Consider the following 18,674-nt stretch of genomic DNA (forward strand, 5'->3'; position numbering starts at 1 on the left):
CTCATGACGCTATTTGAACGTTCAGCTAAGGAGTTACAAGCAGAAATTAAAGCGGGTAACTTATCAATCGCTGACTTAACGAAAGAAGCATACGAGCGTATTGCAAAGCTTGATGGCGATGTACAAGCATTCCTTGCTTCAAACGAAGAAAAAGCAACTGCTCAAGCTGCTGAAATGGATAAAGTACCATTTGAAAAGCGTGGACCATTATTCGGTCTACCGATCGGTGTGAAAGACAACATCGTAACAGAAGGCTTAGAAACAACATGTGCCTCTAAAATTCTAGAAGGCTTTATGCCAATCTATGATGCAACTGTTGTCAACAAGCTACGTGAAGCTGGCATGATTACAGTTGGTAAATTAAACATGGATGAATTTGCAATGGGTTCTTCAAACGAAAACTCATACTATAAAACAACAAAAAATCCATGGAACTTAAACCACGTACCAGGAGGTTCTTCAGGTGCATCTGCAGCAGCTGTAGCAGCTGGTGAAGTACCATTCTCTCTTGGATCAGATACAGGTGGTTCAATCCGTCAACCTGCAGCTTACTGTGGTGTTGTAGGGATGAAACCTACATATGGTCGTGTATCTCGTTTTGGTCTCGTTGCATTCGCATCTTCTCTAGATCAAATTGGACCAATTACACGCAATGTTGAAGATAATGCGCTATTACTAGAAGCTATCGCTGGATTAGATCCAAATGATTCGACTTCTGCGAATGTTGAGGTGCCAAATTACGCTGCAGCTCTTACTGGTGATGTTAAGGGCTTACGTATTGCTGTGCCAAAAGAATTCCTTGGTGAAGGCGTTGGTGAAGCAGCTCGTCAATCAGTGCTTGCAGCATTAGAGGTATTAAAAGGCTTAGGCGCTACTGTAGAAGAGGTATCACTTCCTCACTCAAAATATGCACTAGCTGCGTACTATATCCTTTCTTCTTCTGAAGCGTCTTCTAACCTATCTCGTTTCGATGGTATCCGCTATGGTTTCCGTGCAGAAAACGTGACAAATTTAATGGACCTTTATAAAGAAACACGTGCTCAAGGCTTTGGTGATGAAGTAAAACGACGTATCATGTTAGGTACTTACTCACTAAGTGCAGGTACGTATGATGCGTACTACAAAAAAGCACAACAAGCACGTACACTGATCAAAGCAGACTACGATAAAGTATTTGAAGACTTTGATGTTATCATTGGACCAACAGCTCCAACACCAGCATTCAAGATTGGTGAAAATGTTGATGATCCAATGACAATGTATGCAAACGATATTTTAACAATCCCGATGAACTTAGCAGGTGTACCAGCAATTTCAATTCCTTGTGGCTTTGAAAACGGTCTACCACTAGGTTTACAAATAATTGGTAAATATTTCGATGAAGCAACTATTTACCGTGTGGCTCATGCTTTTGAACAAGCTACTGAGTTCCATAAAGAAGTTCCTCAAATGTGGGAGGGAAAATAACATGAACTTTGAAACAGTCATTGGTTTAGAAGTACACGTTGAGTTGAAGACAAACTCAAAAATCTTCTCACCAGCACCAGCTCACTTTGGTGCTGAACCAAATACAAATACAACAGTAATCGATTTAGGCTATCCTGGGGTCCTACCAGTCCTGAACAAAAATGTAGTAGATTTCGCTATGCGTGCAGCACTGGCACTCAATATGGAAATCGAGCAAGAAACAAAGTTTGACCGTAAAAACTACTTCTATCCAGATAATCCGAAAGCTTATCAAATTTCACAATTCGATAAACCAATCGGTAAAAACGGCTGGATCGATATTGAAGTAGACGGCTATACAAAACGTATCGGTATCACGCGTCTTCATATGGAAGAAGACGCTGGTAAACTTTCACATGCTGGTGACCATTCACTAGTTGACTTTAACCGTCAAGGAACACCGCTTGTTGAAATCGTTTCTGAGCCAGATATTCGTACACCAAACGAAGCATATGCATATCTTGAAAAATTAAAATCGATTATTCAATATACTGACGTATCTGATTGTAAGATGGAAGAAGGCTCACTACGTTGTGATGCCAATATTTCTCTTCGCCCTTATGGTCAAGAAGAATTTGGTACAAAAACAGAGCTTAAAAACCTGAACTCCTTCAACTATGTTCGTCGTGGTTTAGAGCATGAAGAATTACGTCAAGCAGATGTATTATTATCCGGTGGCGTGATTGAGCAAGAAACACGTCGTTTTGATGAAAAAACAGGTAAAACAATTTTAATGCGTGTTAAAGAGGGAACAGATGACTACCGTTACTTCCCAGAGCCAGACTTAGTTCGTCTTTCAATTGATGATGCATGGTTAGAGCGTGTGAAATCTGAAATTCCAGAGCTTCCAGATGCTCGTAAAAAACGCTATGTTGAAGAACTAGGCTTAACACCTTATGATGCTGGAGTTCTTGTTATCTCTAAAGAGATCTCAGACTTCTTTGAGGCAATGGTAGCAAAGGGGGCAGATGCTAAGCTTTCTGCTAACTGGTTAATGGGTGATGTTTCTGCTTATTTAAACGCAGAGCAAAAAGATCTAAAAGATACTGCATTAACACCAGAAAACCTTGCTGAAATGGTGAAATTAATCACGGACGGTACAATTTCTTCTAAGATCGGTAAAAAGGTATTTGCTGAATTAGTAGAAAATGGCGGCTCTGCGCAGGATATTGTGAAAGCAAAAGGCTTAGTGCAAATTTCTGATGAAGGTGCATTACTAGCAATCGTAACAGAAGTTTTAGATAACAATGCTCAATCTATCGAGGACTTCAAAAATGGTAAAGACCGTGCGATTGGCTTCTTAGTTGGTCAAATTATGAAGGCAACAAAAGGTCAAGCTAACCCACCAATGGTTAATAAATTATTACAACAAGAAATTGCCAAACGATAATACTCGTTGTAACATAATAGCCGAGAGAGCTTCATTGCTCCCTCGGCTATTAATTTTCAAAAATGTAACAAATTTGCATTTTACGAAACTTAATAGTTGTTTAAAAAGAGTATTCATAGCAAAATATAGAATAGACAATAATAAGGGGGACGAGCCAATGAAAACAGAACAACAGTATTTTAATGAAGCTATATCAATACAACAATATATGGAGAACATGACGACGTTAAAAGAAGAAAGCTTTCGTATTTATGATGGCTTTGAAGTACCAACAAACGATGGTTTTATCGGGTTATTAAAAGAAAAACAACCTAAAATTTTAACAATTACAGAGGATTGGTGCGGAGACGCAATGTTAAATAATCCAATTATTCGTCGTATTGCTGAAGCAGCAGGATTAGATATGCGTACCGTTTTCCGTGATGCTGATACAGAGCTAATTGATCGTTATTTAACAAACGGTGGCCGTGCAATTCCGATTTATCTATTGTTAGATGATGCAGGAGATGTGATTGGAAAATGGGGACCACGTGCACCAGAATTACAAGAGTTCGTCGTAACGAAACGAGCAAGCTTACCAGATAAAGAAGATCCAACCTTTGAAGAGGCACAAAAGACTCTTTATGCAGAAATTCGTGAGGAAAATATCTCCAATCAAACATATTGGACATATGTTTATGAGGACTTTAAGAAGCAAGTAACAGAAGCATTACAAAAATAACAAGAGTATTGCAACATTTCAACCTATAAATCGTTGAATGAAGTAGAATCTTATGAAGCAGGAAGGTATGTTATGAAACGAGCAAGAATCATTTATAATCCTACATCTGGACGCGAAGTGTTTAAGAAACATCTACCAGAGGTGTTGGAAAAACTAGAGGTAGCAGGCTATGAGACATCCTGTCACGCAACAACATGTGAAGGTGATGCAACGCTTGCAGCAAAAAATGCGGTAGAACGCGGTTTTGATATCATCATCGCAGTTGGTGGAGATGGCACATTAAATGAAGTTGTTTCAGGTGTAAGTCCATTTGAAAACCGTCCGAAAGTTGGTCTAATTCCAATGGGCACTACAAATGATTTTGCCCGTGCCGTGCATATCCCTCGAAATATTGAAGAGGCAGTAGACATTATTATTCAAGGCGACACATTACCAGTGGATGTTGGTCTCTTAAATGGGGAACGCTATTTCATCAATATTGCTGCTGGCGGACGTATTACAGAGCTAACTTACGAAGTACCAAGCAAAATGAAAACAATGCTTGGTCAGTTAGCCTATTATGTAAAGGCAGTTGAGATGATTCCATCCATCAAAGCCTCACATATGCGCATTGAATATGATGGCGAAGTATTTGATGGCGACGCTATGATGTTCCTATGTGGGTTAACGAATTCAGTAGGCGGCTTTGAAAAACTAGCTCCTGATGCAAGCATTAATGATGGTTACTTTACTTTAATAGTGCTAAAGAAGGTAAGTCTTCCTGAATTTATTCAACTAGCTGCTATGGCATTAAGAGGCGAACATTTAAATGATGATCGTGTCATCTACAAAAAAGCTAGCGTTGTCAAAGTTACTACAGAAAATGAGGTCCACCTTAATCTCGATGGCGAATATGGCGGAGACGCTCCCGCTACATTTGAAAACCTAAAGCGTCACATCGAAATCTTTGTTCCACTCGCAGATATTCGAGAGGAAGACCGTATTTAATGAACCCGAAAAGCTCATCCGATTTTATTGAGGATGAGCTTTATTTTGTATTTCTATATGATTGGTTGCTTGAAGTTAGGTGACGTCACTCGAAAAGATGTCTAGTTAGAACACTTCAAAAGGTGAGGACTCCTCTAGAGAAGGCGATTGAAGTGCTCATAAAGGTGAGAAAGCCGCTCCAAATGAAGTGAAAAGTGATCAAAAAGGTGAGGAAGCCGCTCCAAAGGAAGTAAAAAGCGCTCTAAAAGGTAAGGATACCACTCCAAATCCTCTTAACTTAAAATTCCATCACTAGAATAAAACTGATTAAATCCCATAAACTAAGCTCTAAAAGTAAGATTGTGAATGAAATTAGAAAAATGTTTGGCAAATGTGCGTATATTACTTGAACAAAATTTGAAACCTTAATAATAGACTGAAATTTCGGTCCGTTATTAAGGTTTTTTTCGTTGGAATAGTGGAAAATGGGGGTATGGATAAGGGAAAGGAAGTGTTGCCTTTGTATAAGTCACAAGAAAAGAAGCTTATATGGCTAAGCTTTGGTGTTGCAATCATTATGCTACTTTCTATTCTTGGAAGAATATTTGGAAGTTAAGGGGGCAATGAGATGATTAATGAATCAGCGGTCTATTGGAGCCGAGCATTAACGGAGTTAACATTATCGTTCCATATTATTTATGCAACAATTGGTGTGGGTGTCCCGTTAATGATTATGATTGCCCAATGGACTGGGTATAAAAAGAATGATGAACATTATATCTTAATGGCAAGACGTTGGGCCCGTGGTTTTGTCATTACTGTAGCAGTCGGTGTAGTAACTGGAACCGCAATCGGCTTACAACTATCATTATTGTGGCCTAATTTTATGCAACTCGCTGGTCAAACAATTGCGTTACCACTTTTTATGGAAACGTTTGCATTTTTCTTTGAGGCGATATTCTTGGGCATCTATTTATATACTTGGGATCGCTTTGATAGTCAGAAAAAGCATATGCTTCTGTTAATCCCTGTTGCTGTCGGAGCATCGATGTCAGCAGTCTTTATTACAATCGTTAACGCTTTTATGAACGCACCAAGAGGATTTGATATCGTAGATGGAGAACTTGTTAATATTCAACCTTTTCTTGCAATGTTTAACCCTGCCATGCCAACAAAGGTTGCACATGTACTTGTGACAGCGTACATGACATCGGCATTTGTGCTAGCAGCTATTGCAGGATTTAGGATGTTAAAGGGCTCGAAGCATGTATACCATAAAAAATCACTACTTTTATTAATGAAAATTGGCTTGATTTTCTCCATTGCAGCCGCTGTGATTGGAGATTTTTCAGGAAAATACTTAGCCGAATATCAACCCGAAAAACTAGCCGCAGCAGAATGGCATTTTGAAACAGAAGGTAAGGCTTCACTTGTATTATTTGGTGTCTTAGATGGAGAAGAAGTTAAATATGCTATTAAAATTCCGTATGCTTTAAGCATTCTTGCACATTTTAATCCTAATGCAGAGGTAATCGGCTTAGATCAATTTGAGGAAGAGGATCTACCGCCACTCTATATTCACTATCTCTTTGATATCATGGTTTCCATTGGTATGTTTATGGTGCTAGTTTCATTACTTTATGTTGTAGGGAAAGCACGGGGCTGGCAGTTTATTCATTCACGATGGTATAGATGGATTATCGTAGCGGGAGGACCACTATCAATTATTGCGATTGAAGCAGGTTGGTGGCTTGCCGAAGTTGGACGTCAACCATGGATACTTTATGGACTAATGCGTACACCTGAGGGAGCTACGACGAGCGACCATGTGGATTTAATGCTGCTTTTATTCGCAGGAGTCTATGCAGTATTAGCAGTGGGAAGTATTGTCGTATTGGTAAGAATGTTTAAAAAGAACCCAATCGAACGCGAGATTGAAGATCGCCACTCTGAAAAAGGCGGTGACATCCTATGACGTTAGAGATTTTAGGTATTTCAGTATTATGGATATTCCTATTTGGCTACGTCATAGTCGCATCAATCGATTTTGGTGCTGGCTTCTTTAATGCATACAGCCTACTTATTGGAAAAAATCATATTTTAACAAATATTATTAAACGTTATTTATCGCCTGTTTGGGAAGTTACCAATGTCTTTTTAGTATTCTTCTTTGTAGGAATCGTAGGATTTTTCCCGCAAACCGCTTTTTATTACGGAACGATTTTACTTGTGCCCGTTAGTATTTCGCTTGTACTATTGGCAATTCGGGGCTCCTACTATGCCTTTGAATCGTATGGTACACGAGGCCATATCGGATATACCCTGACATATGGTGTAGCAGGTTTATTAATTCCCGCTTCTTTATCCGTTGTCTTTGCCATTGCTGGTGGAGGGTATGTTGATGTAATTGATGGGCAGCCTGTGCTGAACTACTGGACTTTATATACAAGTCCATTTGCTTGGAGCATTGTGGTACTAAGTATCGCTGCTGTATTGTATATTTCAGCCGTATTTTTAACATGGTATGCGCATAAAGCAAATGATATCGAAGCAACGAAACTGATGAGAAAATATGCTCTTGTGTGGGCAGCACCGCTAATGATTAGTGCGCTAGGCATTATGTATGAAATGAAATCCATCAATCCAGAGAGCTACAGTCATATGGTAAATTTATGGTGGATGTTTGCGATTTCAGCTGTCTTATTTATTGTCACAGTCGTACTCATTGCCATGCGTAAAAAGTACGGACTTGCAGTTGGGCTCCTGATTGCTCAATTTGCCGTAGCCTTCTTTGCTTATGGAATAGCTCAATATCCATACCTACTGTATCCGTATTTAACCATTTACGATAGCTTTACAAGCACACAAATGGCGATCGCTTTAGTTATCGCATTTATTTTAGGACTGTGTCTTCTTCTTCCTTCACTTTATTTATTGATGAAACTATTCTTATTCAATAAAAAATATGTGACAGGAAAAGAAGACAATCACGCATAGGAGGAAAGCACATATGCAAAGTTTTTTAATTTTTTATGCACCTTTTATTGTCGTCATTCTGGGGATCTTGTGTGCATTTTGGTGGGCACCAAGGGATTATCATATTACAAAAGAGCAGGAAAAGAGTCGCGAATAGCGACTCTTTTTTCAAGTTAATTAGCAGAGACACGCAACAGCCAAGTCTTGTTCTTTTTTCATTCGCCAACACATGCTACAATAAGGAGATTGAAATGGAGGATGTACGAATGTCAGCACCCGTGAAAAAAAACGAACGACTTTCAGTTTATATAGAAGATCTAACGCATGATGGCAATGGTGTCGCAAAGGTTGAAGGTTATCCACTATTCATACAAGGCGCACTGCCAAACGAAACAGCCGAAATCCATGTATTAAAAACATTAAAAAACTATGGCTTTGCAAAGGTAATAGATATTATCAAGCCATCTCCAGACCGTGTTGAAGCTCCATGTGATTACTTCAAGCAGTGTGGCGGCTGCCAATTACAGCATTTATCCTATGAGGGGCAGCTAAAATGGAAAGAAAATATGGTGCGCAATGTAATGCAGCGGATTGGTAAAATTAATGCACCTGTTCACCCAGTAAAAGGTATGAAAGAACCTTGGCACTACCGTAATAAAGCGCAAATTCCTTTCTCTGAAAATGAAGCAGGACAAGCGATTGCAGGCTTTTATAAAACAAAAACGCATAGCATTGTGGATATGGATCGCTGTTTAATTCAAACAGGAGAAGCAGATGCAATTCTTGCAGGCTTGAAAAAGGAATTAGCAACGTTAGGTATTCGCTCTTACAATGAGCATACACATGAAGGCATGTTGCGTCATGTCGTTATTCGTAAAGCACGAGCAACAGGCGAAGTCATGGTTGTCCTTGTAACGAAAAGGAAAAAGTTCCCACAAAAAGAGGCAGCTATTGCAGTAATCCAAAAGCTAGTGCCAAACGTTACATCGATTATGCAAAATGTGAATAGTGAGAAAACCAATGTGATTTTTGGTGATGACACAATCAACCTTTGGGGTAAAGACGTTATTATTGATACTATTGGTGACGTACGTTTTGAAATCTCTGCTCGTTCCTTCTATCAAGTCAACCCGGAGCAAACCGAGGTCCTCTACAAGCAAGCACTAGATTATGCTGACTTGCAGGGAGATGAACGTGTCATTGATGCGTATTGTGGAATTGGTACGATTTCTTTATTCCTTGCTCAAAAAGCAAAGACCGTCATGGGCGTGGAAATTGTCCCACAAGCGATTGAAGATGCCAAACGCAACGCACTGCTTAATGGCTTTACAAATACTTATTTTGAAGCAGGCCCAGCAGAGGAAGTTATCCCAAGATGGTATAAAGAAGGCAAGGAAGCAGACGTACTAGTAGTTGATCCACCGCGCAAAGGCTGCGATGAAGCATTGCTAACTACTATTCTAGAGCAACGACCAAAACGAGTGGTCTACGTATCCTGTAATCCAGCCACACTAGCACGCGATCTTCGCATTTTAGAGGATGGCGGCTATCACACACAGGAAATCCAGCCAGTGGATATGTTCCCGCATTCGACGCATTGTGAAGCAGTAGCATGGTTGAAGTTAAACGACTAACACATTACTAAACTCACCTACACAATAAAAAATTATCGTTTTAGGACGGATTTCAGTTAAAATAATCTTTTTTATTTGTTTATCAATAAAAACTCGGATTCGATCAAATACGAATCCGAGTTTTTTTCATTAATTTCAATATGCTACATATCATCTATGCGTATCTAGGGTTTTAATTGTTTTTTTCTCCAATATGACTTAAAAGAGACTCTGTCAATTCTCGTCTTATTTGCGTGATATGGTTTTCCATGAGTTGCTTAGCTTGGTTCGCATCTCCAGAAGCGATGGCTAAGTAAATTCTTTTATGTTCATCGATGGTCTCTTGCGTTCGTTCCGAATCTTCCAAGCGTTGTCTACGGGTAGCTCGGATTGTATCTTGCATATGCTCACTAAGGGTTTGAAATAATTGTAAAAATATTGAGTTATGTGAAGCAAGTACAATATTAAGATGGAAACTTAGGTCTGCTTGAATTCCTAATTCTACATCATTTTTACCTTGATCCATCATGTCTAATGCTTTGCTAATTCGTTCTAAGTCTACAGAAGTAGCTCGTCGTGAAGCTAAAAAGGCACACTCTACTTCAAGTGCTTGGCGAAGTTCCAACATTTCATAAATTAATTTTTTTTCAGTATTTATTATTGTAGAGGAAAGCTCTTCGCTTAAAGTATGGGATTCAGCAGTTTTAATAAAGCTACCACTGCCTTGTTTAATTTCAATAAATCCTTTTATTTCAAGTTTTCGAAGTGCCTCTCTCACCGATGTTCGACTGACATTAAAACGACTTGCTAATTCTCTTTCTGTCGGGAGTTTATCCCCAGGCTGTAATTCACCATTTAAAAAATATTCCTTTATTTGATCAACGATAACTTGATATGCTTTTTTCTTTGGTTGAGGCATTACCTATCTCACCACCTTAAATACATAGTACTATAAACGCTTTAATCATACAGAAATACAGCATGTTTATCAATTTAAGAAAAAAATTAATAGTTGATATTTTCTGAATATTTAGTACAATGTAAAAAGGTTGGACCAATTAAAAGAATATAGAAAATTGGTATGACATATAAATTTATCAATTAAACACTCAAAATACTATGAGAGTAAAAGGGGAAGGAAAAAATGATTACTACAAATGAAGAATTAGTGATGGCTCTACGAAGTGTTCTTCCAGAAATTGAAGTGACAATCAATCAAACGATTTTAGAACAGCATAGCAGTGATGAATCCTATCATAGCGCCAGTCTTCCTGATATTGTGGTGTTTCCGACAAAGACAGAAGAAGTGAGTAAAATAATTAACATAGCAAATCAATACAAAGTACCGATAGTGCCATTTGGAAGAGGAACAAGCTTAGAAGGACATGTCATCCCTTATAATCATGGGATAACGATTGATTTTTCACTTATGAACAGAATAGTAGAAGTTAGAGAGAAGGACTTTCTTGTGAAAGTTCAACCAGGGGTAACGCGTTCTCAGTTAAATAAAGAATTGAAGAAATATGGATTATTTTTCACTGTAGACCCAGGAGCAGATGCAACAATTGGAGGAATGGCGGCAACAAATGCTAGTGGGACAACATCTGTTAAATATGGAACTATGCGCGATCAAGTTCGAGATTTAGAAGTTGTTCTCTCAGATGGAACAGTGATTCATACAGGAAATTTAGCAGAAAAATCTTCATCAGGCTATCATTTAAATGGGCTTTTCGTTGGGTCTGAGGGAACACTTGGTTGTTTTACTGAATTGACGTTAAGAGTCTATGGTATTCCTGAATGTGTAATGGCTGCTAGAGCGTCCTTCAAAACAGTGAATGATGCTGTGGAAGGAGTGGTGAGTATTCTACAAGCGGCAATTCCCATTGCAAGAGTCGAACTTGTAGATGAACCCTCAATGAAGCAAGTGAACTTGTATAGTCAAACAGCTTATGAGGAACAACCAACCTTATTTTTAGAGTTTGAGGGGAATGAGGCTGGCTTAAGGCAAGATGTAGAATTTATGAAAGAGATTGTAGAGGCTCATAATTGTGAAAATATTGAATTTGAGATGGATAATGCAGCCCGAAATCAGCTATGGGAAGCTCGCCATAATTTAGCTTACGCCTATGTCCATGGACACCCAGGAAAAAAACTAATGGTAACAGATGTTTGCTTACCGATATCCGAATTAGCAGGTGCTATAGAACATGCAAGAGAAGCACTTGATATGTTAGCGCTTACAGGTGGGGTTGTTGGACATGTTGGTGATGGCAATTTCCATGTATTATTAATGATTGATATGAATGATCCAAAAGAAATAAAGAAAGCTGATGAATTGAATGAATTGATTGTGATGTATGCACTTGAACGAGGAGGAACTTGTACAGGAGAACATGGTGTGGGCATTGGTAAGCAGAAATATCAAGAGAAAGAACACGGTAAAGCACTTCTAGTGATGGAAAAGATTAAACAAGCACTTGACCCTCACACACTTTTCAATCCGAATAAAATATTGAAAATAAAAATATAGGAAGTGGAATTATGAAAATTTTAGAAGCGATTAGTACGATAGCTGGAAAATATTTCGCCATCTGGGTTATTTGTATTGCTGTTATTGCTTTTATAGCTTCGGAGCCCTTTTTAATATTTGGAGGGTATATCACGATTTTGCTAGGCATTGTTATGTTTGGCATGGGTCTAACGTTAAAAGCAGTTGATTTTAAATTGGTTATAACGAATCCAGTACCAGTCATTATTGGTGTATGTGCTCAATATGTTATCATGCCACTTGCCGCTTTTTTAATTGCTTATATAATGAACTTGCCAGCAGAATTAGCTGCAGGGCTAGTCCTTCTTGGATCTGTACCTGGTGGAACTGCTTCAAACGTCATGGTGTATTTAGCTAAAGGAAATGTACCTTTGTCCATCACAATGACATCCTTTTCGACATTATTAGCTCCAATTGCCACACCACTCATCCTATTATTACTTGCAGGTAAATGGATGCCAGTTGATCCAATAGCAATGTTTACTTCAATTATTCAAGTAATTATTTTCCCTATTATCCTAGGGATTGTTATAAGAAGAGTTGTTCCTCAAATCGTAGAAAAAAGTATTAATGTGATTCCTCTTATTTCAGTAGTTGCTATTATGATTATTGTATCCGCTGTTGTTGCTGGTAATGTTGATACCATCGCTTCGGCAGGCTCCATTATTTTTGCAGCTGTAGTGCTTCATAATGCATTCGGATTGTTATTTGGTTATATAACAGCTCGTCTATTAGGCCTCGATGAAAGTAATCGAAGAGCTATTTCAATAGAAGTTGGAATGCAGAACTCTGGTCTAGGTGTAGCGTTAGCCACTGCCCACTTCGGTCCCTTAGCGGCCTTACCTAGTGTACTTGGGGCTGTTTGGCATAATATTTCTGGTCCAATTCTCGCTACCTATTGGTCGAAAAAACCAGAGATACTAAAGGTACAACATACTAAACAGATACAAGAAGATAACGGCAGAACTCAAATGTAGGAGAGTAAATATTCGATGTCTACGGCTTGTATTGCAGTCATATTATCTATTTTGTGTAAATCCACCTCACAAATGGATCCATTCGAAAAAATATAGAAATGAAAATTAGGTATAATAAAAGTAGATGAGATAGAAACAAGCTATCCATCTGCTTTTTTATTTTTTAAAATATCATTTAGGACGGATTTTCGTTAAAATAAACATTGTTGATTTTTACATTAATTCTTGATAAAGAATACTTCTACCTCTATTAGGTAAAGAGGCAAATGTATCAATATGTCCATAGTGAGAGGAATTGGAAATAACATGAACGATAATTTTTGGCGTGATTTACCACGCCCATTTTTTGTATTGGCACCGATGGAAGATGTGACAGATGTTGTATTTCGTCACGTTGTAAGTGAAGCAGGTCGACCAGATGTGTTTTTTACTGAGTTTACAAATTCGGATAGCTACTGTCATCCAGAGGGAAAGAATAGTGTGCGTGGCCGTTTGCTCTTTACAGAAGATGAGCAGCCAATGGTGGCACATATTTGGGGAGATAATCCCGAGTATTTCCGTGAAATGAGTATTGGCATGGCAGAGCTAGGATTTAAAGGTATTGATATTAACATGGGCTGCCCTGTACCAAATGTAGCATCAAGAGGGAAGGGAAGTGGTCTAATTCTCCGACCAGATGTGGCGGCAGAATTGATTCAAGCAGCAAAAGCGGGCGGACTGCCTGTTAGCGTGAAAACTCGACTTGGCTACAAGGATGTAAATGAGTGGGAAGAGTGGCTAACGCATATTTTAAAGCAGGATATAGCGAACCTTTCGATTCATCTACGAACAAGAAAGGAAATGAGCCTAGTAAATGCGCATTGGGAGCTCATTCCAGAAATCAAAAAGTTACGTGATCGTATTGCACCTAATACGCTACTGACGATCAATGGAGATATTCCTGACCGTCAAACGGGACTGCAGCTAGCTGAACAATACGGTATTGATGGCGTAATGATTGGACGAGGTATTTTTAAAAACCCTTTTGCTTTTGAAAAAGAGCCAAAAGAACATAGCAGTAAAGAGTACCTTAATCTTTTAAGACTGCAGCTCGATCTTCAAGATCAATATGCGGAAGAACTGCCACGTTCCATCACAGGACTTCATCGCTTCTTTAAAATTTATGTCAAAGGATTCAGAGGAGCTGGTGAATTAAGAAGTCAATTGATGAACACAAAATCAACGGATGAAGTGCGTGTATTGCTAGACAACTTTGAATCAAACAATATTGAATGACAATGAAATAATGGAACTACTAATAAAGTCAAGTAAATAACAGTAGAAGTAGGAGCAAAGATTTGAGGATGAGATTTCCTTTTCTTTGCTCCTTTCAATTATCGCTATTGAGGTTTTGGCTTCTAATGCTAGGGGGGAGGACGCTTGTTTTTATGCTCTTCTGTTTAAATGTAGTTTTTATCTCGTAATATGAACCCTCACAATTGATTTATCCTTATTTTTACAAATTTCTTTAAGTGGTATTAATATATATTGAAACTAAATGGTTAAAATAGTCGTATAAGGTATTATAGATTAGAGGAGGTCGGAAAAATGGATTATACTAAAGTCTATAATGAGGAACTGATTGCCTTAGTAAAAGAGAAAATAAAGTCCGTCGGTGAAATTAAAGCGGTAAAGTTTGTGAGAGAACAAACAGATATGTCCTTAATACAGGCAAAAAAATTTGTCGATTTTTGTAAAGAATAGACATAAAAATTACTGTGGTGCTAATTTTTTATGAAATTATCTTCAATAGTCATTGAACTACTAAATAAGAAATATTTGAGAAAACGCTATTATTAATAAAAATTAGTTATTCAACAATCGGGCGCTTTTCCGTAATAAGGAAAAAGCGTCATTCTTTATGAATAGGGCCATATTGTTGAAGAACTCTTTCATGAAAAAAATGAAAATTTCCTCGAGCAGATCATTGACAGTTTTTATACTGACTTGGTTGAAAGGCTTTGTGGAATACAGAGTCGATGAAATACGAGGAGGACTTGTAAAATGAAAAACAAACCCGGGATTGGTTTCCCGGGTTTGTTTTTACTTATTGGCAACTATGACCAATTTACCTGTATCCAGTTCCTTTTCGAATTGAGCAGCTTCCAATTCACTTAATCCGACAGAAGCTAATTCATTGCGGAGTTCATCACCACGGGAATTCACCAGGTTCTTTAACGAAGTCAGGAACCCTTGCTCGCTAATACCAGCTTCTTCTGTCCCGAGTGCTTCGTTAATATCATCTTCACGTTCTTCATAGTGAGCAAAGATGTAAATGTTATCTCGAAGATATCCTTGCGCTTCTAATTTCTCCACTTCTTGTTTCGCCTGTACTACGTTTTCTACTGTCAATTTGACTGTCATTATTGATCCCTCCTATATATGTTCACATTCAATCTATTCCACTAAATTGAATGAATAAAACATCTTTTTAGTTTTTAATTATGTTAGAGTGGCATGAACAACTAATGGAATACTAGTGAACCACTCGAAAACAATGGAAGTTGTTATTCTAAATCTTTATTCCAAAGCTACGTCTAATTCTTTATAGAGTTGGGCTTTTTTGTTTGCATCAATAGAGGATTTAGAGAAACATCAGAGAATTGTATAGTGAGTACCATTATATGTAATGACGAGCTTATAGGAGTTGTATGAAGATGATTGTGACAACTAGACCGTTAAAAATTAAATATAATAAATCAGTAAATACTTTTCAGGAGTTTATGCAAAATCATCACAACAATCATTCCCAAACGAAGGAAGTAGTTTTTCTACGCTATATCGGTATACCTGATTCGGTAGATTTTTATAAAGATGAGGTTCTAAAAATGGAGGAGTATTTCTCCAAGCAAAGCTTATTTTATTTACGACTGCATAAGCTTGAGGTCATTCGTAATAAGGAAGATGTAGATAGATTGTCAGAAAGTTGGAGAATGTGGCAGACTGTTGCTGAAAACCCGCAATTACTGGATAAGCTATCTTTGTGCAGTACATTAGCGAGTGATCAACTTGAATGGACAAAAAAGCTAAGCTTTAAACAGATGATTCAACTATTTAAAGAAAATCAGCCTTATCCTAATGAAACGTTGTTAAAAAATTTTGCAGTTAAATTTTTGTATTGGATGGATTATTATTTACCACAAATTTTTTCTGAGGAAAATCCAATGTCCCCAAAAATTGTTTTTATAGGTGACATTACGCAGCATGAATTACTATTTCTATATTTCTTATCGTCACTGGGGTGCGATATTTGTTACATGAATCCTAAAGGAGATATTGCTAATTTGTACACTATAATAGAAGCTTCATCTACCTTACATATGTGTCGTCATTTCTATGAAAAGGAAATAACATTGCCTATTCAAAGTACTGCAAGACAATTGAACATTCCTGTTCAAAAAACGAATGTAACAGAAGAGTGGAGCTATGAGCAATTAGCCTCCTTAGCCACATCTGTTGTGATGATTAAGACCTTCGGGGAGGATGATAAGGTTTTATGCTATGGCTCTGGTGTTATTCTCCACCAAGATGGATATATTTTAACAAACTTGCATGTTGTGGGTGGTGGAAAATATTATTCTGTGCTCTATGAAAATGATACTAACGAGTATATAACCCATCAATTTGTGAAATATCATGATATGCATGATTTGGCTATTTTGAAGGTAGATAGAATAAGCCACCCTTTACCTGTTAAAATGGATGGACAATTAGTTCGAGGGCAAAAAATTGTGGCGATTGGCAGTCCTTTAGGATTGTTTAACTCGGTTTCTGATGGGATTGTTTCTGGTTTTCGTGATATACGGCAAATGTCTATGATTCAATTTACAGCCGCTATATCAAATGGCAGTTCGGGTGGTGCCTTATTGGATATGCATGGTCGATTGGTTGGTCTGATTACTGCAGGCTTCGATGATGGTCAAAACCTTAATTTGGCTGTACCTGCCAATCTAATTTATCAGTTTGCTCAAAACTTTATAGAATTACCGAGTTGAATTTCCACTATTCGACCATTGCTTTTTCTTTCTTAATCTTATAGAATGTAGAACGGTATAAATGAACGATATATAAATCCTTTAATACGGTCCAGAGAGGCTGAAAAGGGCTATGTGATATTTTTAAGCTAATATCTTTGCTTTGTCATGCCCTTTTGTCCTCTGTGACGGAAGGGCTTTTATTATTGTTTCATACTCCTCTTTTAAAGGAAGTCCTGTGAGGCTTCAAAAGAGAATGGACAAGATAGCTATAATCCATTCACTAAAAGAGATCGACAACTAGAAAATTGGAGGCTAACAAGAATGGATTATCGTAAAAAAACCGTGGTCGCTTCAGTGGCAGGGCTAACGTTAGAAGGAATGGATATTATGTTCATTTCCTTTGCTATGACAATGATTATTGCAGAATTTAATATTGATCTTGCAACAGGTGGATTGATTTCATCCATCACGAATATTGGGATGCTACTGGGTGGTATTGTTTTCGGTGTGTTAGCAGATAAATATGGTCGAGTAAAAGTATTTACGTATACGATTATTTTGTTTGCCATCGGAACGGCCTTAACAGGAGTAGCAACAAGTATTGAACAAGTTTATGTTTATAGATTTATCGCTGGTTTAGGTGCTGGCGGAGAATATGGTATTGGGATGGCGCTTGTGGCGGAGGCTTGGCCAAAGAATAAACAAGGCAGAGCATCCTCTTATGTCAGTGTAGGTGCACAATATGGGGTAATTTTAGCTGCTTTATTAAGTGCTATTATTTTACCAACTTTAGGGTGGCGTGCATTATTCTTTGTAGGATTACTACCAGTTATTTTCGCCTTTATCGTACGTAAAAATATTGATGAATCACCAGAATGGTTAGCTGCGCAGAAACAACAAAATAATAAGAAAGAGAACGGGAAATTAGCACAATTATTTGCTTCACCTCGTATCACCATGACAACACTTTCCCTAATTCTAATGGCTACTGTTCAAATTGCAGGCTATAATGGTCTGATGATTTGGCTACCTTCGATGTTACAGAAATCGCAAGGTTTATCGGTTTCAAGTTCAGCATTGTGGACAATTAGTACCGCAGTTGGCATGATCATTGGAATGCTGACATTTGGTAGATTTATGGATCGTTTTGGAGCAAAGCGAACGTTCGGTATCTTCTTAGTAGCCTCTGCAGGTGCTGTATTCCTTTACTCGTTTGCAACAGGTGCAGTAGCGATATTAGTAGGCGGTGCGGTTGTAGGATTCTTTTCTAATGGAATGTTTGCAGGGTATGGTGCATTAATTAGTAGCTTTTATCCAGTACAAATTCGCAGTACAGCAACAAACACCATTTTTAATTTTGGACGAGCTATAGGTGGATTCTCACCAATCTTTGTCGGCTTTATTTTACAAAGCTACGATATGACTGTCGTTATGATTTACTTAGCAGCGCTGTATTGTATTTCCTTTATCGTCATGCTAACGCTTAAGAGCTCAGGTAAGGGATTGCAAACAGCATAATTTTATCGAGCACGAAAGAACGAATTCCACTTCTGCAAATGGGATTCGTTCTTTTCTTATTAGTATTTAATTATAATAAACCTTTTGAACGTTTTTCAGCGATTTCAACAAGGCGCTTTGTAATCTCTCCTCCAACGGAACCATTTGCGCGAGAAGATGCTTCTGGCCCAAGCTGAACGCCAAACTCTTGTGCAATTTCATATTTCATTTGATTGACTGCCTCATGTACACCAGGTACTAGAAGTTTATTTGAACTGCGGTTATTGTTAGCCATTGTTCTCACCTCCTTGACCTTAGAATGGTTGCGATTAAATTTTTCATACATTTAAAAAGTAGGAAATGCACACGCTATTTGCTAACAACAACAACTTGTGGAAAGCTAGCAATAATCAGCAAACTCTCTGTTATAATTAAGCCTGGCTCTTTACTATATAAGGTTAATT

17 protein-coding genes are annotated in these 18,674 nt (G+C 38.0%); 14 read left to right on the forward strand and 3 right to left on the reverse strand.

Annotation, left to right across the window (positions count from 1 at the left end; genetic code table 11):
* The first annotated feature begins 3 nt into the window (after positions 1 to 3).
* The 8 genes from gatA to rlmD all read left to right on the forward strand — a co-directional run bounded on the left by gatA (position 4) and on the right by rlmD (position 9,193).
* Positions 4 to 1,467 carry an Asp-tRNA(Asn)/Glu-tRNA(Gln) amidotransferase subunit GatA gene (gene gatA, locus RCJ95_RS18395; RefSeq protein WP_004225706.1) on the forward strand — a complete coding sequence of 488 codons (1,464 nt, stop codon included), beginning with the start codon at positions 4 to 6 and terminating at the stop codon, positions 1,465 to 1,467.
* A gap of 1 nt (position 1,468) precedes the next feature.
* Positions 1,469 to 2,896, forward strand: a complete 1,428-nt coding sequence (gene gatB, locus RCJ95_RS18400; RefSeq protein ID WP_009374262.1) for an Asp-tRNA(Asn)/Glu-tRNA(Gln) amidotransferase subunit GatB — start codon at positions 1,469 to 1,471, stop codon at positions 2,894 to 2,896.
* 157 nt (positions 2,897 to 3,053) lie between these two features.
* Positions 3,054 to 3,617, forward strand: coding sequence for a thioredoxin family protein (locus tag RCJ95_RS18405; RefSeq protein WP_004225703.1), 564 nt, complete (start codon positions 3,054 to 3,056; stop codon positions 3,615 to 3,617).
* Between the two features lie 72 nt (positions 3,618 to 3,689).
* Positions 3,690 to 4,604 (forward strand): diacylglycerol kinase, encoded by a 915-nt coding sequence (locus tag RCJ95_RS18410; RefSeq protein WP_004225701.1) that lies wholly within the window; start codon positions 3,690 to 3,692, stop codon positions 4,602 to 4,604.
* A 607-nt stretch (positions 4,605 to 5,211) separates the two neighbouring features.
* Positions 5,212 to 6,558, forward strand: coding sequence for a cytochrome ubiquinol oxidase subunit I (locus RCJ95_RS18415; protein ID WP_016995190.1), 1,347 nt, complete (start codon positions 5,212 to 5,214; stop codon positions 6,556 to 6,558).
* Complete coding sequence (locus RCJ95_RS18420) at positions 6,555 to 7,580, forward strand: cytochrome d ubiquinol oxidase subunit II (protein WP_221682787.1); 1,026 nt, start codon at positions 6,555 to 6,557, stop codon at positions 7,578 to 7,580. Before RCJ95_RS18415 ends, RCJ95_RS18420 begins: the two co-directional genes overlap by 4 nt.
* 13 nt (positions 7,581 to 7,593) lie before the next feature.
* Positions 7,594 to 7,716 (forward strand): cytochrome bd oxidase small subunit CydS, encoded by a 123-nt coding sequence (cydS, locus tag RCJ95_RS18425; protein ID WP_004225690.1) that lies wholly within the window; start codon positions 7,594 to 7,596, stop codon positions 7,714 to 7,716.
* 109 nt (positions 7,717 to 7,825) lie between these two features.
* Positions 7,826 to 9,193, forward strand: coding sequence for a 23S rRNA (uracil(1939)-C(5))-methyltransferase RlmD (gene rlmD, locus RCJ95_RS18430; protein ID WP_446722623.1), 1,368 nt, complete (start codon positions 7,826 to 7,828; stop codon positions 9,191 to 9,193).
* A gap of 172 nt (positions 9,194 to 9,365) precedes the next feature.
* Here rlmD and RCJ95_RS18435 read toward each other — a convergent pair whose 3' ends face one another.
* A complete protein-coding gene (locus tag RCJ95_RS18435) occupies positions 9,366 to 10,091 on the reverse strand; it encodes a FadR/GntR family transcriptional regulator (RefSeq protein ID WP_221682788.1) in 726 nt (241 codons plus the stop codon).
* Between the two features lie 225 nt (positions 10,092 to 10,316).
* On the opposite strand from RCJ95_RS18435, the gene RCJ95_RS18440 reads away from it, so the two are divergent.
* From RCJ95_RS18440 to RCJ95_RS18455, 4 genes are all read left to right on the forward strand, one after another.
* On the forward strand, positions 10,317 to 11,702 hold the full coding sequence (locus tag RCJ95_RS18440; protein ID WP_446722610.1) for an FAD-binding oxidoreductase: 1,386 nt from the start codon (positions 10,317 to 10,319) through the stop codon (positions 11,700 to 11,702).
* Positions 11,703 to 11,713: 11 nt separating this feature from the next.
* Positions 11,714 to 12,697 carry a bile acid:sodium symporter family protein gene (locus tag RCJ95_RS18445; RefSeq protein ID WP_337976715.1) on the forward strand — a complete coding sequence of 328 codons (984 nt, stop codon included), beginning with the start codon at positions 11,714 to 11,716 and terminating at the stop codon, positions 12,695 to 12,697.
* 306 nt (positions 12,698 to 13,003) lie between these two features.
* The gene (locus RCJ95_RS18450) at positions 13,004 to 13,972 is read left to right on the forward strand and encodes a tRNA dihydrouridine synthase (protein WP_446722611.1); all 969 of its coding nucleotides are present in this window, start codon (positions 13,004 to 13,006) and stop codon (positions 13,970 to 13,972) included.
* Between the two features lie 312 nt (positions 13,973 to 14,284).
* Positions 14,285 to 14,440 (forward strand): hypothetical protein, encoded by a 156-nt coding sequence (locus RCJ95_RS18455; protein WP_202342757.1) that lies wholly within the window; start codon positions 14,285 to 14,287, stop codon positions 14,438 to 14,440.
* A 339-nt stretch (positions 14,441 to 14,779) separates the two neighbouring features.
* Here RCJ95_RS18455 and RCJ95_RS18460 read toward each other — a convergent pair whose 3' ends face one another.
* Complete coding sequence (locus RCJ95_RS18460) at positions 14,780 to 15,100, reverse strand: general stress protein (RefSeq protein WP_274770290.1); 321 nt, start codon at positions 15,098 to 15,100, stop codon at positions 14,780 to 14,782.
* A 293-nt stretch (positions 15,101 to 15,393) separates the two neighbouring features.
* Here RCJ95_RS18460 and RCJ95_RS18465 point away from each other — a divergent pair, with 293 nt between their 5' ends.
* Complete coding sequence (locus tag RCJ95_RS18465; RefSeq protein WP_446722612.1) at positions 15,394 to 16,731, forward strand: trypsin-like peptidase domain-containing protein; 1,338 nt, start codon at positions 15,394 to 15,396, stop codon at positions 16,729 to 16,731.
* 303 nt (positions 16,732 to 17,034) lie between these two features.
* Positions 17,035 to 18,231, forward strand: a complete 1,197-nt coding sequence (locus tag RCJ95_RS18470; protein WP_221682793.1) for an MFS transporter — start codon at positions 17,035 to 17,037, stop codon at positions 18,229 to 18,231.
* 70 nt (positions 18,232 to 18,301) lie between these two features.
* Here RCJ95_RS18470 and RCJ95_RS18475 read toward each other — a convergent pair whose 3' ends face one another.
* On the reverse strand, positions 18,302 to 18,505 hold the full coding sequence (locus tag RCJ95_RS18475) for an alpha/beta-type small acid-soluble spore protein (RefSeq protein ID WP_004225662.1): 204 nt from the start codon (positions 18,503 to 18,505) through the stop codon (positions 18,302 to 18,304).
* Between the last annotated feature and the right edge of the window lie 169 nt (positions 18,506 to 18,674).

The organism is Lysinibacillus sp. BSL11 (genome assembly GCF_052928325.1).

What these genes read in the sequence shown, in the direction of transcription:
- gatA (WP_004225706.1), top strand. Translation starts at nt 4, where the DNA reads ATGACGCTATTTGAACGTTCAGCTAAGGAGTTACAAGCAGAAATTAAA.
- gatB (WP_009374262.1), top strand. Translation starts at nt 1,469, where the DNA reads ATGAACTTTGAAACAGTCATTGGTTTAGAAGTACACGTTGAGTTGAAG.
- RCJ95_RS18405 (WP_004225703.1), top strand. Translation starts at nt 3,054, where the DNA reads ATGAAAACAGAACAACAGTATTTTAATGAAGCTATATCAATACAACAA.
- RCJ95_RS18410 (WP_004225701.1), top strand. Translation starts at nt 3,690, where the DNA reads ATGAAACGAGCAAGAATCATTTATAATCCTACATCTGGACGCGAAGTG.
- RCJ95_RS18415 (WP_016995190.1), top strand. Translation starts at nt 5,212, where the DNA reads ATGATTAATGAATCAGCGGTCTATTGGAGCCGAGCATTAACGGAGTTA.
- RCJ95_RS18420 (WP_221682787.1), top strand. Translation starts at nt 6,555, where the DNA reads ATGACGTTAGAGATTTTAGGTATTTCAGTATTATGGATATTCCTATTT.
- cydS (WP_004225690.1), top strand. Translation starts at nt 7,594, where the DNA reads ATGCAAAGTTTTTTAATTTTTTATGCACCTTTTATTGTCGTCATTCTG.
- rlmD (WP_446722623.1), top strand. Translation starts at nt 7,826, where the DNA reads ATGTCAGCACCCGTGAAAAAAAACGAACGACTTTCAGTTTATATAGAA.
- RCJ95_RS18435 (WP_221682788.1), bottom strand. Translation starts at nt 10,091, where the DNA reads ATGCCTCAACCAAAGAAAAAAGCATATCAAGTTATCGTTGATCAAATA.
- RCJ95_RS18440 (WP_446722610.1), top strand. Translation starts at nt 10,317, where the DNA reads ATGATTACTACAAATGAAGAATTAGTGATGGCTCTACGAAGTGTTCTT.
- RCJ95_RS18445 (WP_337976715.1), top strand. Translation starts at nt 11,714, where the DNA reads ATGAAAATTTTAGAAGCGATTAGTACGATAGCTGGAAAATATTTCGCC.
- RCJ95_RS18450 (WP_446722611.1), top strand. Translation starts at nt 13,004, where the DNA reads ATGAACGATAATTTTTGGCGTGATTTACCACGCCCATTTTTTGTATTG.
- RCJ95_RS18455 (WP_202342757.1), top strand. Translation starts at nt 14,285, where the DNA reads ATGGATTATACTAAAGTCTATAATGAGGAACTGATTGCCTTAGTAAAA.
- RCJ95_RS18460 (WP_274770290.1), bottom strand. Translation starts at nt 15,100, where the DNA reads ATGACAGTCAAATTGACAGTAGAAAACGTAGTACAGGCGAAACAAGAA.
- RCJ95_RS18465 (WP_446722612.1), top strand. Translation starts at nt 15,394, where the DNA reads ATGATTGTGACAACTAGACCGTTAAAAATTAAATATAATAAATCAGTA.
- RCJ95_RS18470 (WP_221682793.1), top strand. Translation starts at nt 17,035, where the DNA reads ATGGATTATCGTAAAAAAACCGTGGTCGCTTCAGTGGCAGGGCTAACG.
- RCJ95_RS18475 (WP_004225662.1), bottom strand. Translation starts at nt 18,505, where the DNA reads ATGGCTAACAATAACCGCAGTTCAAATAAACTTCTAGTACCTGGTGTA.